Origin of the sequence: Desulfallas sp. Bu1-1, assembly GCF_015594625.1 — a bacterium.
In the GTDB taxonomy this organism is placed as follows: domain Bacteria; phylum Bacillota; class Desulfotomaculia; order Desulfotomaculales; family Desulfallaceae; genus JADNRQ01.
Window position 1 is genome coordinate 17,990 of sequence record NZ_JADNRQ010000003.1, and the last position, 26,146, is coordinate 44,135.

27 protein-coding genes and 1 tRNA gene are annotated in these 26,146 nt (G+C 54.4%); 15 read left to right on the top strand and 13 right to left on the bottom strand.

From position 1 onward, the window contains the following. Positions 1 to 188: 188 nt before the first annotated feature. The 3 genes from IT084_RS04230 (at position 189) to leuS (ending at position 4,782) form a co-directional block, all read left to right on the top strand. Positions 189 to 263, top strand: a tRNA-Ala gene (locus IT084_RS04230). Between the two features lie 133 nt (positions 264 to 396). After that, entirely contained in the window at positions 397 to 2,058 is a 1,662-nt protein-coding gene (locus IT084_RS04235) for an AMP-binding protein (protein WP_243276755.1), read from the top strand. A gap of 240 nt (positions 2,059 to 2,298) precedes the next feature. After that, positions 2,299 to 4,782 (top strand): leucine--tRNA ligase, encoded by a 2,484-nt coding sequence (leuS, locus tag IT084_RS04240; protein ID WP_195711454.1) that lies wholly within the window; start codon positions 2,299 to 2,301, stop codon positions 4,780 to 4,782. A gap of 76 nt (positions 4,783 to 4,858) precedes the next feature. On the opposite strand, the gene IT084_RS04245 is transcribed toward leuS, so the two are convergent. Then, positions 4,859 to 5,581: a hypothetical protein gene (locus IT084_RS04245; RefSeq protein WP_195711455.1), complete on the bottom strand. Its 723-nt coding sequence runs from the start codon at positions 5,579 to 5,581 to the stop codon at positions 4,859 to 4,861. Positions 5,582 to 5,743: 162 nt separating this feature from the next. Beyond that, entirely contained in the window at positions 5,744 to 5,971 is a 228-nt protein-coding gene (locus IT084_RS04250; protein ID WP_195711456.1) for a hypothetical protein, read from the bottom strand. Between the two features lie 211 nt (positions 5,972 to 6,182). Here IT084_RS04250 and hisG point away from each other — a divergent pair, with 211 nt between their 5' ends. The 5 genes from hisG (at position 6,183) to IT084_RS04275 (ending at position 11,627) form a co-directional block, all read left to right on the top strand. Continuing rightward, positions 6,183 to 7,061: an ATP phosphoribosyltransferase gene (gene hisG / locus IT084_RS04255; protein WP_195711457.1), complete on the top strand. Its 879-nt coding sequence runs from the start codon at positions 6,183 to 6,185 to the stop codon at positions 7,059 to 7,061. Between the two features lie 226 nt (positions 7,062 to 7,287). Further along, positions 7,288 to 7,974 carry a rhomboid family intramembrane serine protease gene (locus tag IT084_RS04260; protein ID WP_195711458.1) on the top strand — a complete coding sequence of 229 codons (687 nt, stop codon included), beginning with the start codon at positions 7,288 to 7,290 and terminating at the stop codon, positions 7,972 to 7,974. Between the two features lie 101 nt (positions 7,975 to 8,075). Next, complete coding sequence (locus IT084_RS04265) at positions 8,076 to 8,282, top strand: PspC domain-containing protein (protein WP_195711459.1); 207 nt, start codon at positions 8,076 to 8,078, stop codon at positions 8,280 to 8,282. A gap of 172 nt (positions 8,283 to 8,454) precedes the next feature. Then, entirely contained in the window at positions 8,455 to 10,557 is a 2,103-nt protein-coding gene (acs, locus tag IT084_RS04270; RefSeq protein WP_195711842.1) for an acetate--CoA ligase alpha subunit, read from the top strand. Between the two features lie 11 nt (positions 10,558 to 10,568). Continuing rightward, positions 10,569 to 11,627 carry a phosphotransacetylase family protein gene (locus IT084_RS04275; RefSeq protein WP_195711460.1) on the top strand — a complete coding sequence of 353 codons (1,059 nt, stop codon included), beginning with the start codon at positions 10,569 to 10,571 and terminating at the stop codon, positions 11,625 to 11,627. 58 nt (positions 11,628 to 11,685) lie between these two features. Here IT084_RS04275 and IT084_RS04280 read toward each other — a convergent pair whose 3' ends face one another. Next, complete coding sequence (locus IT084_RS04280; RefSeq protein WP_195711461.1) at positions 11,686 to 11,925, bottom strand: hypothetical protein; 240 nt, start codon at positions 11,923 to 11,925, stop codon at positions 11,686 to 11,688. Positions 11,926 to 12,110: 185 nt separating this feature from the next. Between IT084_RS04280 and IT084_RS04285 the strand changes: the two genes are divergently transcribed. Next, positions 12,111 to 12,854 carry an HAD family hydrolase gene (locus tag IT084_RS04285; protein WP_195711462.1) on the top strand — a complete coding sequence of 248 codons (744 nt, stop codon included), beginning with the start codon at positions 12,111 to 12,113 and terminating at the stop codon, positions 12,852 to 12,854. On the opposite strand, the gene IT084_RS04290 is transcribed toward IT084_RS04285, so the two are convergent. Then, a complete protein-coding gene (locus tag IT084_RS04290; RefSeq protein WP_195711463.1) occupies positions 12,843 to 14,186 on the bottom strand; it encodes an ATP-binding protein in 1,344 nt (447 codons plus the stop codon). The two genes, IT084_RS04285 and IT084_RS04290, sit on opposite strands and share 12 nt — an antisense overlap. Before the next feature lie 91 nt (positions 14,187 to 14,277). After that, a complete protein-coding gene (locus IT084_RS04295; RefSeq protein WP_195711464.1) occupies positions 14,278 to 14,670 on the bottom strand; it encodes a hypothetical protein in 393 nt (130 codons plus the stop codon). Positions 14,671 to 14,760: 90 nt separating this feature from the next. On the opposite strand from IT084_RS04295, the gene IT084_RS04300 reads away from it, so the two are divergent. Continuing rightward, complete coding sequence (locus IT084_RS04300) at positions 14,761 to 14,937, top strand: hypothetical protein (RefSeq protein WP_195711465.1); 177 nt, start codon at positions 14,761 to 14,763, stop codon at positions 14,935 to 14,937. Positions 14,938 to 14,959: 22 nt separating this feature from the next. Here the strand turns inward: IT084_RS04300 and IT084_RS04305 are convergent, their stop codons facing one another. From IT084_RS04305 to IT084_RS04320, 4 genes are read right to left on the bottom strand one after another with little or no spacing between them, the layout of a single operon-like run. Continuing rightward, positions 14,960 to 15,271: a hypothetical protein gene (locus IT084_RS04305; RefSeq protein WP_195711466.1), complete on the bottom strand. Its 312-nt coding sequence runs from the start codon at positions 15,269 to 15,271 to the stop codon at positions 14,960 to 14,962. Positions 15,272 to 15,275: 4 nt separating this feature from the next. Then, positions 15,276 to 15,551 carry a hypothetical protein gene (locus IT084_RS04310; RefSeq protein WP_195711467.1) on the bottom strand — a complete coding sequence of 92 codons (276 nt, stop codon included), beginning with the start codon at positions 15,549 to 15,551 and terminating at the stop codon, positions 15,276 to 15,278. A 15-nt stretch (positions 15,552 to 15,566) separates the two neighbouring features. Then, positions 15,567 to 15,749: a hypothetical protein gene (locus IT084_RS04315; RefSeq protein ID WP_195711468.1), complete on the bottom strand. Its 183-nt coding sequence runs from the start codon at positions 15,747 to 15,749 to the stop codon at positions 15,567 to 15,569. Then, a complete protein-coding gene (locus IT084_RS04320) occupies positions 15,724 to 18,525 on the bottom strand; it encodes a dynamin family protein (RefSeq protein ID WP_195711469.1) in 2,802 nt (933 codons plus the stop codon). Before IT084_RS04320 ends, IT084_RS04315 begins: the two co-directional genes overlap by 26 nt. Before the next feature lie 269 nt (positions 18,526 to 18,794). On the opposite strand from IT084_RS04320, the gene IT084_RS04325 reads away from it, so the two are divergent. Together IT084_RS04325 and IT084_RS04330 are read left to right on the top strand one after the other, a co-directional pair. Beyond that, the gene (locus IT084_RS04325; protein ID WP_195711470.1) at positions 18,795 to 19,112 is read left to right on the top strand and encodes a hypothetical protein; all 318 of its coding nucleotides are present in this window, start codon (positions 18,795 to 18,797) and stop codon (positions 19,110 to 19,112) included. 106 nt (positions 19,113 to 19,218) lie between these two features. After that, the gene (locus IT084_RS04330) at positions 19,219 to 19,530 is read left to right on the top strand and encodes a hypothetical protein (protein ID WP_195711471.1); all 312 of its coding nucleotides are present in this window, start codon (positions 19,219 to 19,221) and stop codon (positions 19,528 to 19,530) included. 154 nt (positions 19,531 to 19,684) lie between these two features. Here IT084_RS04330 and IT084_RS04335 read toward each other — a convergent pair whose 3' ends face one another. Both IT084_RS04335 and IT084_RS04340 read right to left on the bottom strand, forming a co-directional pair. After that, positions 19,685 to 20,632 carry a putative PEP-binding protein gene (locus IT084_RS04335; RefSeq protein WP_195711472.1) on the bottom strand — a complete coding sequence of 316 codons (948 nt, stop codon included), beginning with the start codon at positions 20,630 to 20,632 and terminating at the stop codon, positions 19,685 to 19,687. Between the two features lie 7 nt (positions 20,633 to 20,639). Continuing rightward, complete coding sequence (locus IT084_RS04340) at positions 20,640 to 21,422, bottom strand: hypothetical protein (RefSeq protein ID WP_243276756.1); 783 nt, start codon at positions 21,420 to 21,422, stop codon at positions 20,640 to 20,642. Positions 21,423 to 21,450: 28 nt separating this feature from the next. Between IT084_RS04340 and murJ the strand changes: the two genes are divergently transcribed. After that, on the top strand, positions 21,451 to 22,977 hold the full coding sequence (gene murJ / locus IT084_RS04345; protein ID WP_279327817.1) for a murein biosynthesis integral membrane protein MurJ: 1,527 nt from the start codon (positions 21,451 to 21,453) through the stop codon (positions 22,975 to 22,977). A 63-nt stretch (positions 22,978 to 23,040) separates the two neighbouring features. Next, positions 23,041 to 23,334 carry a helix-turn-helix transcriptional regulator gene (locus tag IT084_RS04350; protein WP_195711477.1) on the top strand — a complete coding sequence of 98 codons (294 nt, stop codon included), beginning with the start codon at positions 23,041 to 23,043 and terminating at the stop codon, positions 23,332 to 23,334. An 18-nt stretch (positions 23,335 to 23,352) separates the two neighbouring features. On the opposite strand, the gene IT084_RS04355 is transcribed toward IT084_RS04350, so the two are convergent. Beyond that, positions 23,353 to 24,309 carry a TIGR01212 family radical SAM protein gene (locus IT084_RS04355; protein ID WP_195711479.1) on the bottom strand — a complete coding sequence of 319 codons (957 nt, stop codon included), beginning with the start codon at positions 24,307 to 24,309 and terminating at the stop codon, positions 23,353 to 23,355. Between the two features lie 164 nt (positions 24,310 to 24,473). Beyond that, the gene (locus IT084_RS04360) at positions 24,474 to 25,106 is read right to left on the bottom strand and encodes an HAD-IA family hydrolase (RefSeq protein WP_195711481.1); all 633 of its coding nucleotides are present in this window, start codon (positions 25,104 to 25,106) and stop codon (positions 24,474 to 24,476) included. A gap of 227 nt (positions 25,107 to 25,333) precedes the next feature. On the opposite strand from IT084_RS04360, the gene IT084_RS04365 reads away from it, so the two are divergent. Further along, positions 25,334 to 26,119: an isoprenyl transferase gene (locus IT084_RS04365; RefSeq protein WP_195711483.1), complete on the top strand. Its 786-nt coding sequence runs from the start codon at positions 25,334 to 25,336 to the stop codon at positions 26,117 to 26,119. Positions 26,120 to 26,146 lie beyond the last annotated feature (27 nt).

The following is a 26,146-nucleotide window of genomic DNA, read 5'->3' on the forward strand; positions in this document are numbered from 1 at the left end:
TATAATAAACCACAGTTGAAATATGGGAAAAACAGTGAAGGGGAGTATTAGTTCGCGGCGCTCGCAGAGAGCCGCCGGTTGGTGCGAGGCGGTGGGTCAAGCGGATGAACTCGCCCCGGAGTTGCCCGGATGAATTTAGTATTCCGGGCCGGTGTATGCCGTTATTTACGTTAAGTGGTTAAAGTCACGGGGCTGTGGCGCAGAGGGAGCGCGCTTCCTTGGCATGGAAGAGGACGCGGGTTCGAGTCCCGCCAGCTCCACCAGTTTGACTTTATCAATTAGGGTGGTACCACGGGTAAACCTCTCGTCCCTAAACAGGATGAGGGGTTTACTTGCTTTTATGGGATAAACCGGATTTCAGGATAACTTTTCTGCTGAGAATGGGGGATGACAACTTTGGGAGAAAACATACAAATCACCATCGGGGATTTGTTGGACCGCTCGGCGGGCAGGTACCCGCATAATGAAGCGCTGGTCTACCCCGGTAGAAACTTGAGATATACATACCGCCAATTTCAGCACGAGTGCAACAGGGTGGCCAAGGGATTGATGGCTCTCGGCATCAAGCGGGGCGAGCATATCGCCATCATGGCGCCCAACCTGCCCCAGTGGGTGCTGGCTCAGTTTGCCAGCGCCAAGATGGGCGCCGTGCTGGTTACGGTCAATACCAATTACAAGGTATTCGAGCTGGAATACCTGCTGCGCCACTCCGACGCCACGACATTGATATTTTCCGCCGGGATCAAGGACTCCAATTACCTGGAAATGGTTTGTGAATTGTGCCCGGAGCTGGAAAACAGCATGCCCGGCAGGTTGAACAGTAAAAAACTGCCCATGTTGAGAAATGTTGTGTTTATCGGTGAGAACCCGGCGCCCGGGATTTTCACCTGGGATGAAATGCTTGAAATGGGTGAGGGGATTTCCGATGAAGAGCTGGCGGCCCGGCAGGATTCCCTCGATCCGGATGATGTCATCAACATGCAATACACTTCTGGAACCACGGGTTTCCCCAAGGGAGTCATGCTTTCGCATAAAAACCTGGTGGGCAATGCCGTGAGCATAGGGAAATGCATGAATTTCGGACCGGATGACCGGCTGTGCATACCGGTGCCGCTGTTTCACTGCTTTGGGTGCGTGCTGGGCACCCTGACCTGCGTGACGGCTTCGGCCACCATGGTAATGATTGAATCATTCAACCCCGTAACGGTGCTGGAGGCGGTGGAAAGGGAAAGGTGCACCGCGCTGCACGGGGTTCCCACCATGTTTATCACGGAACTGGAGGTATTGGAAAACCGGCGCTACGACACTTCATCGCTACGCACCGGCATCATGGCCGGGGCGCCCTGCCCCATTGAAGTGATGCGGGCCGTGGTGGAAAAAATGGGCATGCGGGAAATAGTGATTACCTACGGTCAGACCGAAGCCGCACCGGGCATCACCATGACCAGGGTGGACGATCCCCTGGAAATAAGGGTATCCACGGTGGGCAAGGCGCTGGAAGGCGTGGAGGTGAAGGTGGTCGACCCGGCAACCGGCCGGGAGTTGCCCGCGGGCTGCCAGGGGGAAATCTGCGCCCGGGGTTACAACGTGATGAAGGGCTACTACAAAATGCCGGAGGCCACAGCCGCCGCCATTGACGAGGACGGCTGGCTGCACACCGGCGACCTGGGCATTATGGACGAAAACGGTTACCTGCGCATTACCGGCAGGATCAAGGATATGATCATCCGGGGCGGGGAGAATATCTATCCCAGGGAAGTGGAGGAATTTTTGTATACCCATCCCCAGGTGAAGGATGTTCAGGTTGTCGGCGTGCCCAGCGCTAAGTACGGCGAGGAAGTGATGGCTTTTATCCAGTTGAAGGAGGGGGCCATGGTCAGCGAGGATGAGATTAAAGAATTTTGTGAAGGTAAGATAGCCCGGTATAAAATACCCTCGTATATTCATTTTGTAACCGCTTTTCCCACCACCGCCAACGGCAAGGTACAGAAGTTCAAACTGCGGGAAATGGGCATCAAGTTGGCCCGGCTGGATGAAGATATGCTGGGCACCGCCTGAGCGGAACCGGCCCGGTTTTCGTTTATACCGGCCTGACCGGGTGAACCCGGAGTATGGCCGTAGAATTTGTTTATTGTGACAAAATATGATAATATACAGAGATGAAAATGTAGCTAAGCCGTTAAGCCATATCGCTTCTTGGATCCGAGCCGGCAGGCCTGTTTTCGACCGGTAGTTAAAACAGGAAGCCGGTTTTAATTTTGGTAATTTTTTCAGTTCAAGGTGAAACGGGAGGAAGCCATGATAGACCGTTACGACTTTAAACAAATCGAAGCCAAATGGCAAAAAAAATGGGCGGAACAAGATATGTACGCGGTGCCGGATTTCAGCGACCGGCCCAACTACTACTGCCTGGAGATGTTCCCTTATCCTTCGGGCAAGCTGCACATGGGCCACGTGCGCAATTACTCCATCGGAGACGTGGTGGCTCGCTTTAAAACAATGCAGGGTTTCAACGTGCTGCACCCAATGGGTTGGGACGCTTTCGGGCTGCCGGCGGAAAACGCCGCCATCAAGCACGGCGCGTTGCACCCGGCCCGGTGGACCATGGACAACATCGATGCCATGCGGGCCCAGCTAAAGCAGTTGGGCATCAGCTACGACTGGAACCGGGAGGTGGCCACCTGCCACCCCGGCTATTACAAGTGGACCCAGTGGCTGTTCCTGCAGTTGTACCACCGGGGGTTGGCTTACAAGAAAAAAGCGGCCGTGAACTGGTGCCCTTCCTGCGCCACCGTGCTGGCCAACGAACAGGTCAAGGAGGGCGCCTGCGAGCGCTGCAAGAGCGACGTGGAAAAACGCGAGCTGGAACAGTGGTTCTTTAAAATTACCGATTACGCCGACCGGCTGCTGGCCGATCTCGACAAGTTGGAAGGATGGCCGGAAAAGGTTAAAATTATGCAGGAAAACTGGATCGGCCGCAGCGAGGGCGCGGAAATCACCTTCGACATCGAGGGGCAAGATGAAACCATCACCGTTTTTACCACCCGGCCGGATACCATCTACGGCGTCACCTACATGGTTTTGGCCCCGGAGCACCCGCTGGTGGAGAAATTAATCGAAGGAAAACCGCAGGCCCAAGAAATCAGGGATTTTATAGCCGGGGTGCGCAACCTGAGCGAACTGGCCCGCACCTCCACGGAAGCGGAAAAAATCGGGCTGTTTACCGGCGCTTATTGCGTCAACCCGGTGAACGGGGAGAAGGTGCCCATCCTGGTGGGTAACTACGTGCTGATGGAATACGGCACCGGCGCGGTGATGGGCGTGCCGGCCCACGACCAGCGGGACTTTGAATTCGCCCGCAAATATGGCCTGCCTATCCGGGTGGTGATTCAACCCCGGGGCGAAGCCCTCGACCCCGATACCATGACCGGAGCTTATACCGGCGAGGGGGCGATGGTCAACTCCGGGCCGTTTGACGGCACCCCGAACAAGGAGGGTATCGGCGCCGTTATCCGCTTTCTGGAGGAAAAGGGAGTGGGGCGTGGTACGGTCAATTACCGGTTGCGCGACTGGCTGATTTCCAGGCAGCGTTACTGGGGGGCGCCCATCCCAATCGTTTACTGCGATAAGTGCGGCGTGGTGCCGGTGCCCGAGGAGGATCTGCCCGTGCTGCTGCCCATGGACGTGGCCTTTAAACCCACGGGGCGGTCGCCGTTGGAGGATCATCCCGCCTTCGTGCACACAACCTGCCCGGCCTGCGGGGGCCCCGCCCGCCGGGAAACCGATACCATGGACACTTTCATGTGCTCATCATGGTATTATTACCGTTACACCAGCCCCCGGGACGAAAACAACGCCTGGGACCCCGAAAAGGTCAGGGCTTGGCTGCCCGTCGACCAGTACATCGGCGGTGTGGAGCATGCCATTTTGCACCTCTTGTACAGCAGGTTCTTCACCAAGGTGCTGTACGACATGGGGCTTGTAGACAACGAGGAACCTTTTACCAATTTGCTCACCCAGGGCATGGTGCTCAAGGATGGGGCCAAGATGAGCAAATCCAAGGGCAACGTGGTGAGCCCGGAAGACATCGTGGCCGCTTACGGGGCCGACACCGCCCGGCTGTTCATCCTGTTCGCCTCGCCGCCCGAGCGCGACCTTGAATGGAGCGACCAGGGAGTGGAAGGGTGCTACCGCTTCCTGAACCGGGTCTGGCGCCTGGTGGCGCCCCTGGGCGACTCCCTGGCCGGTGCCGGGTTGGCAAACCCCTCCGGGCTGGTGGGGGTTAACAGGGATATGCGCCGGATGACCCACCTGGCCATAAAGAAGGTAACCGAGGACGTGGGCAACCGGTTTAATTTCAACACGGCGGTCAGCGCCATCATGGAGCTGGTCAACGCCATGTACCAGTTCCGGGAGGTGCCCGAGTCCGACCGCGACCCCGGGGTAATGCGGGAGGCGGTGGACGCGCTGCTGCTGCTGCTCGCGCCCTTTGCCCCGCACATCACTGAAGAACTGTGGGAGATCACCGGGCACGAGGGCAGCATTCACGCCCAGCCCTGGCCGGCATACGATCCCGAGGCCATCGTGGAGGATGAAATTACCATCGTGGTGCAGATCAACGGCAGGGTGCGCGACCGGATGCTGGTGCCGGCCGGCATCAAACCCGACGCCATGCAGGAACTGGTGATGCAGCAGGAGCGGGTCAAGGAACTCATCGGCGATAAAAAGGTGGTCAAAATAATCCCGGTACCGGGCAAGCTGGTGAATATCGTGGTCAAGTAAATATCAAAAAAGTGGGCAGGTTGAAGCATCTGCCCACTTTTAATCTCTGAAATACATTAGCAGACCAAGCCACAAATTACGAAGTTACCTCCTTTAAAGTCCGCGTCCAGGCGTCGGGGTTGACCCGGTGATATTTACGGCTGCCGTTTACAAGAATTTGGCCCGGCACCGCCTTTTTTTGCAGCACTTCCGGTCCGCGGTAGCGAATCACCCGGTAAAAGGCCATTAAATGCCTCGGGCCGATGTCACTGTCCACCTGGGAACTGAAAATCCAGACCACCTTGGGAATCTTTAGCAGCAAGGCCGGCGTGATCATGGCGCCCGCCAGCTGCCTTATTTCAACCTGCAGGTTCACCGGGCCGTTGATATAATTGCCTTCAAAAACGTCCACAAGAGTGGTTTTTTTACCGTTCATGTCAATCCGGCCGATTATGCCGCTGATATTCACCAGCGTCCGCTGATCTACGCTGATAAAAGCCCCGATGGAAGTCTTGAACAACTTTTCCAGCTGCCGGACAAGATTTTCCCGGCCATACCGGTAGTAAAAGTCCTCCGCGGTTAATGATCCCCGTTCGCTGTCAATCAGTGTATGCTTTGGCACGGATACAATTCCGACGGGACCGTTTTTTTCGGGGAAAAAAGTCAGGTTGATCGCTTTAAGTGTTGGCCCGTCGGTCCACAGGATAATAACGCTTTCCGGGGTGTCGTTTAGATCCTGATTTAATTCTGCGCCGGCTGTCGCAAGGAATGCAAGATTGAGTATTATGGCCAGCGCCGTTGCCGCTGCAACCACTCGCACGATCCATTCTCCCTTCACCATAGCAAGCTGTTTGTGCAACTATATGTCATTTTTTCCGGTATAAACCGGGATAATACAGGCTTGCCATAAGAAACCGCCGGAGCGCAAGATGCAGGCCGGTTTTTGCAGCAAAATCAAAGTAAAAGTATTTAAGGGAAAGGGCTAATAATAAAATTCGGTTGGCGGGTTGGTGCTATAGCTTTTGATGCAGCGGCCGTGGGAGGAACGGAAAAGGTCCCTGTACAGGCGGTCGAAATCTTCCCGGGAAAGGCAGATATAACCGTCGGTATTGGCGAGATAACCGTTTACGAACAGGTTGAAAAAAACATGGCACCTGGTTATTTTGGTAATGGAAAGATGGTATTCATTGGTTGGCGATAACGTCTTCATAGATACATCGTATCAGAAGATCCAAAGCAAAACAACAGGTGAAATAGCCCTGGCGGGCAGGGACTTCTCGTCCGGGAAGTTAAAAATCTCTCCGGATTCGGACCGGGGCAATATTTTATATTGACAGCAAGAGCGCAGGGGTATATACTGTTTAAAGTATGCTTTAACATGCTAAATAGATAACGAGGTAAAGTAAGGAGGACTTGAAGTTATGAGCTTGAAGAAACTGAGACTGGGCCTGCCCAAGGGCAGCCTGCAGGAATCAACGTTTCAGCTGTTTAAACGAGCTGGATTCAATATTTCGGTACGCAGCCGTTCGTACTATCCTTCCATAGACGACCCGGAAATTGAAGTGGTGCTCATGCGCGCCCAGGAAATTCCCCGTTACGTGAACGAAGGGGTGCTGGACGCCGGTCTCAGCGGGCTGGACTGGATCCTGGAAAACGAGGCCGATGTGGTGGAAGTGGCCGATTTGGTCTATTCCAAGCAAACCACCAATCCCATCCGGGTGGTGATCGCGGTGGCGGAAAACAGCAACATCAACTCGGTTCAGGACCTGCAGGGTAAGCGCATTGCCACCGAACTGGTGCGGTTGACCCGTAATTACCTGGCTAAAAACGGCGTAAGCGCCACAGTGGAGTTCAGTTACGGCGCAACCGAGGTCAAGGTGCCCGACCTGGTTGACGCCATCGTTGACATCACGGAAACGGGCAGCTCCCTGCGCGCCAACAAGCTGCGGGTCATCGACACCATTTTGGAATCCACCACTAAATTGCATGCCAACAAGCAGGCCTGGGAGGACCCCTTCAAAAGAGAAAAACTGCAGAACCTTGCGGTGTTGTTGCTGGGCGCGCTGCTGGCCGATTCCAAAGTGGGGCTGAAGATGAATGTGCCCAAAGACAAGCTGGACGATGTGCTGGCCATATTGCCGGCGATGAAGCACCCCACGGTATCCCAGTTGATCAATAGCGACTGGTTGGCCATCGAGGCTGTGCTGCTGGAAAAACAGGTTCGTGACCTGATCCCCGCCTTAAAGCGGGCCGGCGCCCAGGATATTATCGAATACCCCCTTAATAAGGTGATTCCCTAATCATAATGGTCGGTTGCGGAGGCGATCCGGCGTTATTTCGGAGTGTGTTGAACCACCGGGGCGGTTATAAAAAAACGGGGAGGCAGGTGAAAAAAACTTTCCCGTTTTTATTTTTTAACTCAACTGCACAGAATAAGAAAAGGAATAAGGCATTAAAAAATGGTAACGTTTTGTTGTATATTGTAGTATTATTAAAGGGAACTACCCACCGGGAGGAGAAAGCCTGTTGATTCCGTTAAGGGACAGCGCCAGGTCGAGAACCTTTCCCGTTGTCAACCTGGCCATCATTATTTTAAACCTGGTGATTTACTTTAAGGAAGTAACAGTTGAGCCGTATCGCCTCAACCAGATTTTTTATACATACGGTTTAATCCCGGCCGATGTATTGAACACGATTTTCACGGGGGCGCCGCTGACACCGGTGTTGATAAATTTCATCACCGCCACGTTCATACACGGCGGTTGGGTCCACGTTATCGGCAACATGCTCTTTCTCTGGGTGTTCGGGGATAATGTTGAGGACAGGCTGGGACATTTCAAGTACCTGTTGTTCTACCTGCTGGCGGGGATTGCGGGCGGGGTGGTTCATGTTATCACCAACCCGGCGTCGACCATTCCGGTTGTGGGCGCCAGCGGCGCCGTGGCCGGAGTGCTGGGGGCTTACATCATCGCCTTTCCCCGCTCCCGCATTTTGGCCCTGGTGCCCATTATAATTATTTTTACCTTGATGGAGATCCCCGCGGTAATTTTTATTGCTCTGTGGTTTTTCATCCAGCTGTTCAACGGGGTGGCCTCCCTGGGCGGCGCCGCCAACCCGGTGGCCTGGTGGGCCCATGTGGGCGGGTTTTTAATGGGCATGCTGTTAATCAAGATGATGGCGCCGCGGGTGGTCAGGGGTTATTACCGGCCGTAACAAGCAACAAAAGTGTAAAAAGCCGGGGGTAATTTCCCCGGCTTTAAACCGGACAGGGTTTGACCTGCCGTTGAAGTAAATGATCAGAGGAGAACGTGTTCATGGCCAGACAAATAAAAAGGTTATACCGTTCCAGCCGCAATTACATGATCGGTGGTGTTTGCGGCGGGCTGGCGGAATACCTTGGCGTAGACCCGACCCTGGTCAGGCTGGTTTATGTACTGGTTTCCGTAGTTTCCGCCGCATTTCCCGGCATTCTGGTTTACCTGATTGCCTGGCTGGTGATACCCAGGGATTTTACTTGTTAGTATTTTGCATATTCTCTCAATTAACAATAATTTTAAAAGATGAACTTTCCGGCTGTCCGTTTACTATTTAAACCTCGCTGGATATAATGTTAACAAGCTAATTAACAAAATTTAGATTTATTTTTTGACAACTGGTTTAAAATTACATTGAAGCATTGTCGAGGTGAGGATGGTGAACGAACTCACAAGCTTGATCAAGCCGGAGACGGTTGCCGTGGTGGGCGCTTCCCCAAAACCTGGAAAAATTGGCTATACTATAATAAACAATATGATCAATTGCGGTTACAAGGGCAGAATTTTTCCGGTCAACCCCAGGGAGAAGGAAATTTGCGGCCTGGCCGCGTTCCCGTCGGTGGCCGACATTCCGGAACAAGTGGATCTGGCCATAATTGCCGTGCCCGCTGCCCGGGTGCAGGGCGTGGCCGAAGAGTGCGGCCGGGCCGGGGTCAAAAACCTGGTGGTGATCACTGCCGGTTTCAAAGAAGTTGGGGCTGAAGGGCTGGAATTGGAGAAAAAGCTCCTGCAGACCTGCCGCGATTACGGTATGCGCATGCTGGGTCCCAACGTGGTGGGACTTATTGATACGCATACTCCCATTAACGCCTCCTTTGCGGCGCAGTTTCCCAAACAGGGAGAAATCGCCTTCCTGTCGCAGAGCGGCGCCATGCTGGTGGCCCTTCTGGACTGGAGCGCCTCGGTGGGGCTGGGTTTCAGCAAGGTGGTCAGCCTCGGCAACAAGGCCGACCTGTCCGAAATTGACTTTATTGAAGAAGCCGCCGCCGACCCCAATACCAGGGTCATCATGTGCTACATCGAAGACATCGTGGACGGGCCCCGGTTCGTGGAAGTAGCGTCGCGGGCGGCGCGGCAAAAACCGATCATCGTGATTAAATCGGGCACCAGCCAGGCCGGAGCGCAGGCAGCTTCCTCCCATACCGGCGCCCTGGCGGGCAGCGACCTGGCATACGATGTGGCCTTCCGCCAGTGCGGCATCATCAGGGCCCGCACCATGACCGAGCTTTTCGAACTGGCCGTGGCTTTCGCCAAGTCCCCCGTACCCGGGGGTAACCGGGTGGCCATTGTCACCAATTCCGGCGGGCCGGGGATCATCGCCACGGACAACGTGGAAAACAGGGGATTGCAAATGGCCCGCTTTACCAAGGAGACCCTGGAAGAATTACGAGAAAACCTACCCGCAGAGGCAAATATTTACAACCCCGTGGACGTGCTGGGCGACGCCAAGGCCGACCGGTACAGGTTCGCCCTGCAAAAAGTCTGCGCCGACCCCAACGTGGACAGCGTGGTTGTGTTAATGTGCTCCGTGGGGGTTACGCAACCGGTTGAAACCACCGAGGCGATTCTGGAGGCCCGGAAAGAATTTCCCGATAAGCCCATTTTTGCGGCATATATGGGAGGTGAAAGCCTGGCTGAAGGCGCTGCCATGCTGGCCCGGGCGGGGGTGCCCTGCTTTACTTTCCCGGAACCTGCCATTGCCGCAATCAGCGGGTTGGTGAAGTACAATGAAATAGTGAATAGCCCGGTGGAGGAAGCCGCAGCCGGTTTGCAGGGTATTGACCGCAAGGGAGTCAAGGCTATATTTTATGATGTAATCAAGGATAATCGCCTGGTATTGCTGGGTAGCGAAGCGGCTGAAGTTGCCCGGTGTTACGGCATCTCCGCGGCGCCCGTGGCGCTGGCTACTTCCCCGGAGGAAGCCGTGGATGAGGCCGAAAAGATGGGCTACCCGGTGGTGTTGAAAGTAGCCTCGCCAAAGATTCTGCACAAAACCGACGTGGGCGGCGTAAAAATAGGCCTGGGCTCCGCCGGCGAAGTGCGCCAGGCGTTCATGGAAATCATGGATAACGTGCATGGTTACATGCCCCAGGCTGTTATTTACGGCATCGAGGTGCAGAAAATGATGCCGAAGGGAACGGAACTGATCATCGGCATGACCCGGGACGTCCAGTTCGGCCCCCTGATCGCCTTTGGCCTGGGCGGCATTTACGTCAACCTGCTCAAGGACGTCAGCTTCAGGCTGGCTAAAGGACTGACGGAGCGGGAGATTGAAAACATGCTGCGGGAAACCAAGGCTTATACCCTCCTGCGGGGCTACCGGGGTGAAAAACCCCGGGACATTGCCGCGCTGGTGGACGTGATACGGCGGGTGGCCGCACTGGTTAATGATTTCCCGGAAATTACCGAGATGGATATAAACCCTGTTTTTGCTTATGAAGATGGAATTTCCGCCCTGGATATCAAAATCACCATATCGTGAGGTGTTCGCTGATGAAAAATCTTTATATTATCGGTAACCCCGATAGCGGTAAAACGGCGGTAGCCCTGGGTTTGGCTTTAAAGTTCAAGGAGCTTGGTTACCGGGTGGGCTATTTCAAACCGGTGGATACCGGGAGAAAATCGGCTTCCGGCAAAATTCCCGGCGGAGATGCCGTGTTGATGAAGCATGTGCTGGAAATGGAAGCGCCGGTGGGATTGATCAGCCCGGCTAAAGCGGGGCCTTCCTATTTAAGCAGGCCCGGCGCCAACATGACTTCGCTGCGGGAGATCAGGTCGGCCTTTGATGAAATTTCCCGCGACTGTGACGTGGTGTTGGTGGAAGGGGCGATATATCCTTACGCCATGTCTTCGGTTGGCCTGGATCCCTTAACCCTGGCCCGGGAGTTTGGCTCACAAATCATTACGGTAATGAAGGTGGAAAACGATTTCAGCCTGGACCAGGCGATATTTTACAACCGTTACATGGCCCAGCGGCAAACCCTGGCCGGTACGGTGTTCAACAACGTGCCCAGGCCGCTGCTCGCCAAGACCGAGGGGGTTTTCAAGCCCATCCTGGAAGAGGCGGGATTTAAAACGCTGGGCGTTATCCCCAGCCGCCCCGAAATTTCCGCTCCCACCGTCAGTGAATACCAGGAAAGGTTGGGCGCCGATGTCCTGGTGGGCCAGGAAAACATGGACCGGCTGGTGGAGGACGTCGTGGTGGGCGCCATGACCATGGAGAGCGCGCTGACTTATTTGCGCCGGGCGGCCAACAAAGCGGTGGTGCTGGGCGGGGACCGGTCGGACCTGGCCCTGGCGGCGCTGGAAACCCACACCTCGGTGTTGATCCTTACCGGTGGGCTGTATCCAAACGTGAAAGTGCTGGCCCGGGCGGGCGAAAAGGGAGTGCCCGTGCTGCTGACACACCAGGACACCTACACTGTCATTGAAATGCTCGGCCAGGTGTCGAGGCACCTCAAACCCAACGACCAGGCCGGCATAGACGTCGCCCGGGACAACGTCAACCGGTACTGTGACTGGCAGCAACTGGTCAAGGCGCTGGAACTATAGACTTTGTCGATTATTGAAAGGCCCCGTGCAGGGGCTTTTTGTTCTAAGGTGGCCCGGATTATCCGCGCTTATAATTGATATAATCCGTTACGGAATTGATGATGTGCCGTTTGACTTGTTCCCGGGCCTCCGGGGGAATGTTTTCGTTGACGGGAATGTCGTTGTATCCGGCCAGCCTGTGATACTGGACGATGCCATCGCCCACCATGCGCCCGTCGTCCGTTACCCGGTAGTGCACAATATAACTGGGGTCGACGGAATGGTCCGGGTCAACCCTTACTGCAATCCGGTACGCCAATTGAATACCCCCTGGTAATTTATTATTGTTTATTATTTCACCGCCAGCAAGTTTATAAAACCGGTTTTGGGTGGACTGCGCGCCGCCTCCGTGGTACCATTAGCAATAGGATTCGGCCGGGCGCATATAATAAACTACATTCGCCGGCTTGAATTTGAGAAATGGTAAGAAAAGGAGGAGGCCAATTGCCTTTGCTGCACGCGGACGGCAGGGTATTTGACTGTGATGCCATTCTGTTGGATAAGGATGGTACCCTGCTTGATTTCAAGGTGATGTGGCTGGAGTGGTCGAGGTATATTATCGATGAGATTATGGCCGCCTTAAAATGGGAAGCGGTTTCGCGAAAAACGCTGGAGGATGCCATGGGGGTCGACCTGGCGGGCTGGCACGTGGACCCGGAGGGCCCGCTGGCGGGCGGCACCATGACCGGGTTACGGGACGCCCTGGTGCATGTGCTGGAACAGGCCGGGATGAGCGGGAAAGCGGCGCACGGGCTGGTAACGGACGTGGCCCGGCGCTCCGAGACGGCCATGGACTGGGGTTTTTTAACCAGGCCGGTGCCGGGGCTCGAGGAACAGCTGGCCAACTTGCGGCGCGGTAAATTCAAGCTGGCGGTGGTCACCGCCGACGTTACCGAAAGATCCAGGCTTTCGCTGGCGTCATTACAACTAATCGATTACTTTGATGCCGTAATTGGCGCCGACCTGGTCAAGGAAACCAAGCCCGCCCCGGATATGGCCCTGCTGGCCTGTTCCCGGTTGGGGGTGAAGCCCGAGCGGGCGGTGGTCGTCGGGGACACCCCCAGGGATGTATTCATGGCCAAAAGCGTGGGCTCGGGGAGCATCGGTGTTCTTTCCGGGGTTTGCACCCGGGAACAGCTGTCCGTTGCCGATGCCGTGGTCCAGTCGGTATCCGAGCTAAGGGTTTAGTTTTTCCAGGGCCAGTTCCCCTTCCAGGTGGTCGATGAACTGCCGGGCCGAACGCGGTGAGCGCCCGTTGTGCCAGGCGGACCACTGCAGCGCACGCCGGCGCAGGTCTTCGGAGGATATGGACAGGTTTCTCCGCCCGGCCAGCCCGGCGACAATGTTCAGGAACAGTTCCTGGTCCGGGGTGGGGAAGATGATGGTGATGCCGAAGCGATCGGACAGCGATAATTTTTCCTGCACCGAATCCATGCCATGCACTTCCCCGCCGGTTGCGCCCGGTTCGCGGTCGGTGAAATTTTCCCGGATCAGGTGACGCCGGTTGGAGGTGGCGTAAATGAGCACGTTGGTGGGCCGTGCTTCCAGTCCTCCCTCCAGCAGCGCTTTCAGGTCCTTGTAACCCGTTTCGTTTTCTTCAAAGGACAGGTCGTCCACGAACAGGATAAACCGGTGCCTGCGGTGGCGCAGTTCCTTGATAATGTGAGGAAATTCAACCAGTTGCTGCTTGGGGACTTCCAGCAGGCGCAGGCCCCGGGGCCAGTACTCGTTGAGCAGCGCCTTGACCGTTGAGGATTTGCCGGTGCCGCGGTCGCCGTACAGCAGGATGTTGTTGGCGGGGAGGCCGTGCAAAAACTGCAGGGTATTATGGATAATTTCCCGCCTGACATCCTGGTACCCGATGAGCTCGTCCAGGGTGACCGGGTCGGGCCGGCTGACGCCGCACAGGGAGCCGTTTTGCCACTTGAAAGCGATATGGCGCCCGAACAGGCCGCAGCCAAATTCGGCGTAATGGGCGGCCAGCGGACCGGCCAGCTTGTCCCACCGCGGCGCGGCGGCCATTTCTTCCTTGAACCGCACCCGCACTTCCAGCCAGGCGGCGGATTGTTCTCCGGCGGGCGGGGGTGCCGCCGGGAGGGGCAGCCTCGCCAGGTGCCCGGGCAGCGGGGGATGGCGGGGCAATTCCCGTGTGGTTGCTTCCAGCACCGCTTCGGCGCCGTTTTCAAAAACCAGGCGCAAAATAGCCAGGTCCCTTTCCACCGCCGGCATGAAAACGGTATAGTCGATATTGGAACTGTAGGCCGCCAGGCTGAAGGGGTTGACGTCATCCAGGATCAGGTCCAGCAAATGGTTTTGCCAGGCGTCGGCGCCGGTCGTGGGGTTGGCCGTTTGGGCCAGCAGGTGGTACAGCTTGCCGTAAGTGTGGGCGGGATGTGCCGGCCCGCCGGGGTTCGCCAGCGCCGCAAGATGGTCCATGTAGGCGCGTACCACGGGATCATGCAAAATGTTGCGGTAAAGGGTGAGGCTGTTTAAAGCGTTGACAATTGTTTGCATGTTCATGGGCTACCTCTTTTCATGGTTTAACATATTTAAGCCCGCCGACCTGGGTCAACGGGCGTTTTTACTCCGCACCGCGGATTAAATAGGTATTTCATAGAAAACCTCTTTTATTCTTCCAGTAGCGGATATATTCTTCGTATAATTTGCCCCCCGGACGCCATTCCATCCTGGTTTGCTCCTCCGTTTTGTATGTCTCCGTCCAGAGGTTCAGTTTTTCTTTAATTAATTGCCTGATTTTTTCGTCGCGGGGCCGGTGTGTGTAAACACACAGCACCGAGTGCTTGATATAGGGACAGGGATCGCACTTGGGGTATTTATTGGCAAATTTGGCCATATTGATCGCGCCGCTGTTGGCCAGTTCGTCCAGCCGCGGCGCCAGGGCTCTGAAAAAATCGGCGCTGCCCTCGTAAATCCACTTGCCTGCCACTTTATTGTCCACATCGGGCGCAAAGATATAGGTCCAGACGTTGCCAACCTGAATCATTTCCAATCCCCTTTAATTCCTTTTAAAAGACCCGTTGTTTGCTTTAAAATCATCAACTTAAGATATATTATACTAAACGGAGGGAATCGAGTGAACAATAAAGATTTAGTTTATTGTATACATGAAGGGGATGCCACCGCCTTCGGCAGGCAGGCCCTGCACGCCGCTGCCGTGGATTTCAGGCATCCCCGCACCGGTGTCCCGGTGAAACTGCGCGCCCCTTTGCCCGGGGATATGAGGCGGCTGATCCGCCGGATCGCCCCTTAACCGCTGTGCTTTATCGCGGGGCCTACCGGCCGGCGAGAATAACCAGCACGGCGATCACGCACGCCAGGGTGACCAGGGAAAGCGACGCCCCGGCCCGGAGCAGCTTGTGCAGCACGGCCAGCCTGGCTTCAAGCCGGGCAAATTTATCACCCACTTCCACGGTCAACTTGGCCGTGCCGGTTTCGATTTCTTGCCGCAGGGCGGTGATGTCTTGCTCCAGCAGGTTGAATTTCTGTTCCGTGGGCAGGAGCAGGCCTTTTTTCAGCGACTGGGCCAGCGAGGTGGTCAATTCGGGGCCGGCTGTTTCCCGAGGCATGTCGTATAGCCTGGCCACGCGGTTACACCCCCTCGGAAGCCTGGTTTACGGCGTCCCGGATGGCGGTCAGGACCAGCAGGGGGATTTCCTCCACTTTCTGTTCCAACCGGGATACGCGATCCTTGAGTTCTTCAATTCCGGCCCGGTCCTGGATTTTCAGTTCCTCCATGGTATTAAGCAGCCTGCTGTTTTCGTTCAGCACGGGCTGAATAAACTTGGTCTTCAGGCCGGTTAAAATTTCGGTTAAAATTTGCTGCACATCGTCGTTCTGCCCCTTGAAAATGCCTGTGGAAGCCATGTAAATTCCTCCCCTTTATATTTTTTTCAGTGCCCGGTTGAGGGAATTTAACAAATCATATATTTCCCTGGTATGATTTTCGTTTACCAGGCGGGCCAATTCCTGAACCAGATCGCGCTTAATTTCCTGTCCGGTGCTGTCGCTGACTTCCCTGATGATTTTCCGCAGCCTGTCATCCAGCGCTCTGGCGTTCTCCATGACTGATCCCTCCCAAGGAAGAAATGTATCGTTCCAGCTCTTTAATGGCGGCGGTGTGGCGTTCGACGGCGGAGGAAAGCTCGGGGGACTGCTGTTTATTGGGGCGCAATACCCGGGCCGGTTGTTTAAACCGGTTTTCCCATTGCTCCCTCGCCCGGTGAAAAGCGTTGCGGATGCGGGATTCTTCCCGGGTCAGTATTTCGCAAAGCGCATTCCGGGCTTCCGGCAGGTGGAATTTACTTTCCAGCAGCTGGTCGATGGCCCTTTCCATGTCCCCGGCGTTAAAACCGGGAATGTTTATACCGGTTTCCCCAAACCACTCCCGGTGAAAACGGGCCAGCCTTGAATTGACGTCACCGGCCAGATCCCGGCAGGAGGGAACCGGATTCACCTTGCGGGACAAGCCCAGGAGACCTTTGCGCACCACCTGCCTGCCTTCCCGCAAGCCCCGAAAATCCTCCGGGCTGTTGAAAGCAGCGATTTTTGCCCGCCACGCCGCCAGATTTTGTCCGATTTCGTCCAGCAGTTTCTCCACCGCCGGTTCGAACTGTTCCCATTGTGAATTGTTTGTGTCTGTTTCCGGTGCGGTGCGGGATATTATTGAATCCAAGATACCTGTGGCCGCGCGGAGGTATTGCCGGTAATTATCCTCGCAGCGCGATTCCCAGATCTGGTTCTTCAACTGGTTTATCAACCGGGAGAAATTCTCTCTGTCGCGCCCGGTCAGGGCATCCAGGGCGGAGATGAAATGAATCCGGTCGGGGCGCACCGTGCCGGCCGAAGGTTTAACCATGTTCTCGTGCAGGAAATTGCGCACTTTTTCCTGCTCCCGGGAGGTCAGGGCATCGGCGAAATTGACCGCGACAAATAACTTGCGGGCCGAAGCCTTGTCGCCGGAAAAAGCGTTTATAATCATCCGCACAATCCCCAGGTCCGGTTTGGTTAAAATATGCTTGCCGTTGAGAAACAGGAGAAAACAATCCGAGGCCGGCAGGTAGCGGGCGGTGAGTTCCCGGTGCCGGTGATAGACGGAATCAAGCCCCGGCGTGTCCACAAACGTGGCCGCCCGTAACAGTTCCGCGGGGTGACTGATTTCAATATTTTTCACCCGCAGCGCCAGGTGCGACCCGGCGATTTCCGCCAGAGCCAGGCGGCCCGCCTCGGTTTCCAGGTTTAACTCGGTTTTTTCGGCATTCTGGAAATGAACAATGAATGCATCCGCCAGGTTGCTACCAGTGAACTTTTGGACGGGGATTTTTTTAAACAGCGATTTCCAGGGACGTTTGCCGTTATGAAAGCTTCGCTTTACCCTGGCGAAGGCCGTCTTCAACTGTTCCAGCTCCCGCAACACCCCGGCGGCGGTAATCCCGGATAAAACACCGTTTTTGCTCTGCTCCAGAGCGGTGATTGGGCCGGACAACCCGGGATCGGTCAACCAGCGCTCCAAAGTGGCCAATTCATGGCGGCAAATGATGACGTGATCGCCGTCCCTGTAATGGGTGGGGATCACCACACGCCGGGCGTAGGTGACGGTGGCTTTTTTTACCGCCCCGTGCTTGAGCAGGGTGATGGCAAAAGTGGTGGGGCGGTTTTCTGCGGGCAACAGATTTTCGCCCATAATGGCGTTGAAAAAGGTGGACTTGCCGCTGGAAAAACCTCCGGCGGCCGCAACCAGGTACTGCTCCCGGTCCAACCTGGCGGCAAGGGCTTTAAGCTCGTCAAGGGCACCGGGGCAGGAGGACAGTGCCCGGTCGGCCATGATTCCTTCCAGCAGGGACTTGATTTTGGACCTTACCTCTCCCGGATCGGGAGCCCGGCCGGCTGTCGCGTATACAACCTGAACTCCGCCCGGGGGTTTTGCCGTGGCTGTTGGTTTCTCCAGCATGGTTCTAATTTGCTGCGAAACGGGTGGGATGGATTTGACCAGGTTTTGGCCGTGGATAACCCGGCGGGCGCACTCCCGGGCCTCCCAAAACTTGACCAGGAACGCGGAATCACCGGATTCACGCAAGGAACCGGCGACCAGACCGGGTATCCGGCTGTCCAGTTCCTTTAATTTTCCGTTTACACGCTGTAAAGTTGTTGTCGCGGCCCTGTCCTCGATGAAATAGCGGAATTTTTCCACGTCACCGGGGTCCATGGTGTTGATCAAGTAAACCGTGATTTCGCCGCCGCATATTTCCCGCAGCACCCGGCGGGATTCTTCCAGGGAACTGCCGTCGCACCGGCCCAGGTTGCAGTTGATCCAAAAGGAGATCCGGGCCGCGCCCCGGTGCTCCACCAGTTCCCGGATGGCGATCCGGTCCGCTTCACCCGGGCCGCGCTGGTGCAGCAAGTAAACAATGTGGTCGGCTTCCTTCAGCCCGCCGGGCAGGGACGGCGGGCCGTTGACGGCGTCGGTGCCGGGAGAGTCAATCAGGTGCAGTCTTTGTAAAAGAGCATGCTTGAACTGCACGTCCACCTTCTGAATCTCCCGGCCCGGCGCCTGCTTTTTGGCCAGGAGCCCGGCCAGTTCGGAAACCGTCAGCGCGGTAACCTGGCGGCCGGTGTAATGTACCCGGGCCAGGAAACGCTCGCCGTAACTGAAGCGGATTAACGAAGAAGTGGTGGGGATGATGTCGACCGGCGAGATTTGCTGCCCCAGCATGTTGTTGATCAAAGTGGACTTGCCCGTGTTGTAGGGCCCCGTAAACGCGACGGCCGGCACGTCCCGGGGCGTGGTGAAAGTTTCCCTCAGCTCGTCAACGCGCGCGAAGTATTTATCCAGGTTTTGCATAAAATAAAACCCCCGTAAAACATAAGGATGTCCAAGTCCCCTTGTTGGAATATATTAAACATTCAAGGCCGGTATGACCCATTTTTGGGGGCCGGGGGTCCGGAATTATTTGATGCAGCGTCCTGATGCCTTCTTCAGGGAAAAATAGGAACAAAATCAAAAGGCTGGCAGTAGTATATAATGCATAACTCATGCGGGCTTGTTTAAAGCCGGGGGCTAAGCGTTTGTGGTCTTCCAATACCGTAAATGTTTTGGGGGAGGGTATAGTTATGAACTTTCGCCGGGTTGACGATTTCAATGAACGAATAGCGGAAATTGTCAGCAGGTTAACCGGAAATATGTGGTTTTTTTGGGCATCTCTAGTTTTTATTTTAATTTTACGTTTTTCACACCCTCCATCAGTGAGCGAACTCCTTTTAAATTTTGAAAATGACTTGCAACTATTGTTATTGGCGGCTAATGCCGTAGTAGGGGCAAATCAAATGAAAATGTTGATCCAAATATTAAAAAATATTGAAGAGGAAGGGAAGCATATCGAAAAAGTAGTAGCTACGTTAGATATTAAAGATAATGTACCTAACGAGTAACACTCGAATTTTTTTATCCGGTTAATGACCAAGTAATAATGGGATGCATAGGTTATATTGACAGGAAAATACTGACAGAGGCCAGGGCTGGAAGGGGTGATACGGTATGTCACACAATTTCACGATGGGCTACCCGGCAATATTCTTCGGTATGATGTGCTTAGTCCTCTTTGTGGTGCAATTTACCAAGGGATTTATTAAAAACAAATTTTCGGACTGGGTTGTTCGCTTATATTGTCTGGGCTGGGCCTGGTTGCTGCAAGCTTATTTACTGTATGCGCGGCATGATTTCACTGCAAAATCCGCGGGGCTGGCCGGGCTAAACGGTATCCTGGTTGCTCTGGCGGCAATGGGCGCTTATGAAGCGATTAATGATCCAAAGGCGGAAAAGATTAAGTTGAAAGGTGAACTATTATAGCGCCCGGCAAGGGCGGAATGGGATCACGAACGGAACCAGGTCGTAAATTAATAACTTAAAACCCTTAAGGGAATGCATCCTGATTCCTTTAAGGGTTTGTTTTTTTGGTAGGGTTGCTTGATGAACCGGTGTTCCGGCGCCAGGTGTCCGAAGCTTACTTCAATAGGCGGGGCAGGCATTCTTCGGCATAGCGCCGGATTTCACCGGGATGCCAGAAGGACATGGCTTTGGAGGCCACAAGTTTGGCCCGGGGTATAGTGAGGCGGGCGATAATCCGCCGGGCCTGTTCGATTTGCTCCGGTGCCACCACCAGTTCATTCACCCCCAGCGCCACCAGCAGGGGTATTGCCGCCGGCTGCCCGGCCAGGGGAGCCGCGACGCCCACCGGCTTGCGCCGTTTACGCACTTCTGCCGCCAGGCTTTCAAGTTGAAACAGGAAGGAAGGGGTATAGTCGTGCAGCAGCTCGTTGCAATTAGAGGCGCCGTTGTCGCCCGTCGCCAGGGTATGGCCTTTTAGTTTTTCGCTGACGATAAAAAAGGATATTTCAAAGGACAGCACCGGAGCCATCACCACCGCCGCCGGGGTTTCCACCTCCACCCCCAGCTCGATAAAAGAGTCAAAACTTATATTTTGTTCCGTGAATTCGCTGTGGATTTTATTGATCATTTCCTTGACCCGGAGGATTTCCGAAACGTCGGATACCATGGGCAGCATAAGGCGAAAACTGCCTTCCGCGCCGGCCCTGATCAAGGCCCTGAGCTGGGTTTCCAGTATTTCCGGGTGGGCCAGTCCCAGGCGCACGCCCCGGCATTCATCCGGCAACCCGGCGTCCCGCAAGGCGGGTATGCAACGGGCGGGCAACTGCAGGGTGCGCACCGTAACCGTCCGATTGTTCATCTTCCTGTTGATTTGCAACAGCGTTTCCAGCTGTTCCTCTTCCCCCGGCAGGTCGTTGCGGTTCAAATACATGAAATCGGTGCTCAAGAGGCCGATCCCGTCGGCATCGGACCCGGCCGCTTTTTCCACCTCTTCCATGGAATAAGCAAATGTGTTCACCAAAATAGTATGACCGTCCACTGTTTGGGTTCCAGGTTCGTTCAATTGTTTTTCACCTTCTAAATGAGTTATTTATAATCTGGCGTTCAAGGTTTGTTAGTTCCAGCAGCACCTTGTTGTTGGCAAACAGGAAAAAGTGCTCGAGATCGTCCTCAACCCGCTCGGCGGCGGCTTCAATCAGCCGGGCCACTTTGGCGGTATTGATATTGATGCGATGCCGGGCAAACATCTGGATCCGGTATTTGTTGGCCAGGGACTGGGGTGTGGCGCGGAAAACCTCGATATACCCGGAGAACCCCGAAATGCGTGATTTTAGGTGCCGGGCGTCGTTTCCCGTCAGCCCCGCCAGGATGTCGCCCAGCTTATCAATCAGTTCTTGATTGTTAAAGGCCCGGCGAATTGTCCGCCCGTATGTATCAAGGGCGCTGACCCGCAGTTCGATACCCATTTCCACGATATTGTGCGCTTTCCACCAGCCCATTTGGGGAGGGATATTGCACGCCTCAATCGTTTCCGCCACCAGCGCGCGGCCCTTTTCAAAGCAGTAGCCGCGCTCGTAGCCCGGGTATTTTTCATCTCCGAAGTAGTCCAGGCCGCAGGGGGAGATACCGTGTGATATGGCGCCCCGGGCAAAATCGGCCAACTCCTGGTTATCCCTCAGGAGGTAAAACAATTCCTGTCCCATACTGTGGGCCCGGGCGTGGTTCAGTTTCGAGCTGATCACCATATCAGGGAAAAGACTTCCCAGCGTGATGGCGTCCGAGGTGCGGCCCAGCACCATCTCGGCAAAGTAAACGTGTGTTTGCGGATATATGGCGATCTCCCCCCTTGCCAAGAAAGATGAATATGATTATTCTAAGTATATGTCAAAGCAAACGTTCATCAAGGCTTCTTCAATATTGTTAATTTTATTTGTGGCCAGCAGGGTGCTGGGGTTTGTGCGGGAGCAGGTGATCGCTGCGCTGCTGGGCACATCGGCGCAGTCGGATGCCTTCGTGGTTGCGGCCACCATCCCGTTTACTTTTTCCTATATTCTCGGTGTTTCGGCGGGAAACGCCTTTCTGCCTATTTATACGGGAAGGCTTCAAGATCAAAACAGGGCCCGCATGGCCTCCACGGTTTTTTATTTTACCGGCGCCCTGGTTAGCGTTTTAACGCTGCTGGGTTTGATCTTCACCCCCCGGGTGGTGGATTTACTGGCCCCGGGTTTCACCGGGGAAGCCCGCCGGCTGGCTCTTTTATGCACCCGGATCATGCTGCCGTCCACAATATTTTTAACCATTGGCTTTCTGGCCAAGGCGGCGCTTAACGCCCACCGGGAATTTACCGTTCCCGCGCTGGCGCCGGTGTGGCAAAACGTAATTTTTTTAGTGATGATCATTCCACTGGCCAAGTACATGGGGCCGGGGCTGGCCTGGTGCACACTGGCGGGGGCGCTGGTATTTTACGTGTATAATTTGCCGGCGATGAGGCGCTTCGGCATCCCCCTGCGCCCGCTTGTGGATCTTAAGGACCCGGATGCCCGCCGGGTACTACAGCTGGCGGTTCCGGTGATTCTTACCACCCTGGCCGCCAGGGGATTCGTGTTCGTGGACCGCTGGTTCGGTTCCCATCTGGCGGAGGGCAGCATCGCCGCCCTTAATTTTGCCAACCGGGTGCGCGAACTGCCCTACGGTATGTTTACGGCGGCTGTCTCATCGGTTTTATTTCCGGCACTGGCCGCCGCCGCGGGCCGGCGGGACATGCAGTCGCTGCGGGACAGGACCGCCATGGGCCTGCGGCTGGTGGCGCTGGTGACCTACCCCGGTTCGGTGCTGTTAATGGTACTGGCCGTACCGGTGGTACGCCTGTTGTTCGAGCGCGGGGCTTTTGACGCCTCGGCCACCACCGCCACCGCGACCGCCCTGTGGTTTTACGCCCTGTCCGTGGCGGCCATGTCGGCCAATTCCGTACTAACCTACACTTTTTTGAGCCTGCGCGACGCCATGCTGCCGCTGTGGGCGGGTTTGGCCGGGTTGGCGGTCAATATTGGTCTGGATTACCTGCTGGTCGGGCGGATGCAGCATGCCGGCCTGGCCCTGGGCAACACTGCCGGGTTTTTCGTCACCGTGGTATTTTTCCTGGTTTTCCTGCCCGGCCGTCTTCCGGGGTTTGACTGGCGGCGACAGGCAACGGACCAGTTGAAAATAATCGTTGCCACCCTGGTTTTCGCCCTCGTCTTGCGGCTGGCGGGCGGGTATGCCGGGCTTTTCGCCCCGGGGCTTTCCCTGGCCGGGCAGCTGCTGGGCATGACGCTGGCGGTGGGGGCGGCGGGAATTGTTTATTTGCTGGTGCTGGTGTTGTTAAAAGTTGAAGAAGTTGATGCCATCAGGCAAAGATTTATAAAATAGTATTGTTTTAAACATAATATTATAATATATTAGTTTACAAAAGATGCTCGGGAGTGTTGGCAATTGAAGAATCTAACAAATTATGAAGAACCGGCCAGGCTGCTCAAGGCGCTCGCCCACCCCACCCGCCTCTGCATTGTTGCCGGTCTGTTGAACGATACCTGCAACGTGAACAAAATGAAGGATTGCCTGGCCCTGCCTCAATCCACCGTCTCCCAGCAACTGGCTATTCTGCGGGCGCAGGGCATTGTGGACGGGGTGCGCAACGGCACCGAGGTTTATTACAAGGTGACCAATGAAAAAGTGAAAGAACTGGTTAAAGTGCTTTTGGGCGACAATCCCGAAGTTTTTAAATAAAGCACGGGCAGGCTGCCGTTAATCCCAACGGCGCAAGGCCCGGCACCCGTTCAGGTAATTGAATTTCTTGCCCTGCCAGGTGTCTTCCTCTTCCAGTAACCGTTCCAGTTCGGTTTTTATTTTCCACCAGCTGGCATCCCAGTTGCAAAATAGCACTTCATTTTTGGGGCCTTTACCCACCAGCCGCTGGATAACTATTTCCGGGTCGAGATATTCCAAAAAGGTGATCACCCGCCGCACATATTCCTCCAGTGAGATCAGCCGGATTTCACCGCGTTCATACATGTCGCCCAGTTTGGTGCCCCGGACGATGTACAGCGAGTGCAGTTTGACATACCGCACGCCCAGGGCCGAAATGATTTTGGCGTTTTCAATCACGTCCTGCATATCGTCCCACGGAAGGTTTAAAATGAGGTGGGCGCAAATTTCAAATTGCCTCCGGTGGATGCGGAGCACCGCGTCCAGGAATTCCGCCAGGGTATGGCCCCGGTTTATTTTACGCAACGTGTGGTAGTTGACCGTTTGCAGGCCCAGCTCAATATTGATGTCCAGGTTTTTTTCATCCCGAACCCGGGTTAATACATTCAGGTAATCTTCGTTGATGCAATCGGGGCGGGTGGATACGGATATGCCCACAATGTCTTCTTCCGCCGCGGCCGCCCCGATGTTGGCGGCGAACTGTTCCAGCGGCAGGTAAGTATTGGTGAAAGCCTGGAAATAAGCAATAAACTTTTCGGCGTTGAACCGCCGGCGAAAAAAATCCTTGTTCCGGCGCAACTGTTCCCACACCGTCAGCGTGTTGGGCAGGGCGTCAAACCCGGATCCCTGCTCGTCACAGAAAATGCAGCCGCCAAACCCCAGGGTGCCGTCCCGGTTGGGACATGTGCCGGGCAGGTTAACCGGTAGCTTATATACTTTCCCGCCGAATTTTTTAATTAAGTGTTCGGAATAAATGTTATAGCGACTCTTTTTCATTTGTTCACCCAAACTACTTTATGCAAATTTTATCACATTTTAACTCAAACCTGAAGGCCGTGAGATGTTCCCGGTCTTTTTTATTTACCACCGCGCGTGCCGGCATCCCCCGGGAAGTTGCATGTTATGGAGCGTGATGGCTAGACATGCGTGACGAAACTGTTTTATCCCTGAAAGGTAATTAAATTGACGATTTCCTGGGGGTTACTAACGATAAAATCAGGTTTTGCCTTGATTAATAAATTTTTGGAATCGTAACCCCAGGGCACGGCTATAATCCTAACGTTATTTTTTTGGCATGCAACAATATCCCTGCATTCATCTCCGATGTAAACAACCTCTTCCCGTTTTAGGTTGTTTTTGCGCAAAAACATTTGAATGGCCTTCTCTTTGCCCAAAAAATTGCTTGAAGAATAAATGCCGTCGAAAATATCGATATTGTTTTTCTTTAAAAAATCACTAATATTACCGGTTGAGTTTGAGGATATAATGCTGAGCCCAAACCCCTTTTCTTTAAGTTTTCTAATGGTATCCTTAACCCCTTTAAAGGTATTTAACGAACCTATTGATTTTTGATAATTTCTTTTTAGCTCGACTGCAAGTATGGGGATCATATACAAAGGTACTCCTATAACCTTGCATCTTTCCAGGATAGATAAGGATCGCATGTACTCGTATTCCGATTCTTTTATTTTGTGAAACTTATATTTTTCGGCTAGTTCGTTAAGCAATTTTACGGCCAGATATCTTGAATCAACTATCGTTCCATCAAAATCCCAAATGACGTGTTTAATCATCTCTATTTGCTCTTCCTTTCATATTTTTCCCAAAATGCCCGGTTTGGATGATAATAACATAATATGCCAGATATTAATTTTGTTTTACTTTGGTTAAGCATTCCACCGCGATATTACATATTATATGTTATCCACCATTACTAATTATTGGCACTGATAACAGGAACTTTTTCAGGCGCCGGTAAAATTTCGGAAATTTAATTGTTAAGCAGGGGGGCTAAATGATAATGGAAAATCATGCTGCCTGTTATGAGCAAGCTGAAGCACAGCCGCAAGAGCAAGACTTGTTAAAAATTATCGACAGGCAAAAGCTGCCCAGGCATATAGCCATTATAATGGATGGCAACGGCAGGTGGGCCCAAAAGCGGGGACTGCCACGTTCTTTCGGCCACCGGGCCGGTGTGGAATCGCTCAAAGAGATAGTAAACATCTGTTGCGAGTTAAAAATTGAGGTGCTCACGGTTTACGGGTTTTCCACCGAGAACTGGAACAGGCCCCGGGTAGAGGTAGAGAATCTAATGAATTTGCTGGTTGAATTTTTAAACGTAGAAATTGAAGAGTTATGTAAAAAAGGTGTCCGGGTCAACCCGATCGGCATATGGGAGGAATTGCCTCAATTAGCCCGGGAAACTCTCGCCATGGCTGCTCAGCGCAGCCGGGACAATTGCGGGTTAATATTAAACCTGGCCTTGAATTACGGGGGGCGCTTGGAAATAACCGAGGCTGTTCGGGCCATCGTCTCCGCCGTGGAAGAGGGGCGATTAAAGGCCAGCCGTATTGATCTTCAGACGGTGGCGGATCACTTGTATACCGCCGGGCAGCCCGACCCGGACTTATTGATCCGGACGTCAGGTGATTTCAGGATCAGCAACTTTTTGCTCTGGCAATTGGCATACACTGAAATTTGGCTTACCAATGAATTCTGGCCCGATTTCCGGCGCCGGCATTTATTAAGTGCTCTGGTTGATTACCAGAGGCGGGAGCGCCGCTTCGGCGGCTTAAAAAACCAGTGAAAACTTTGTATCTTATGAAGCTTGAAG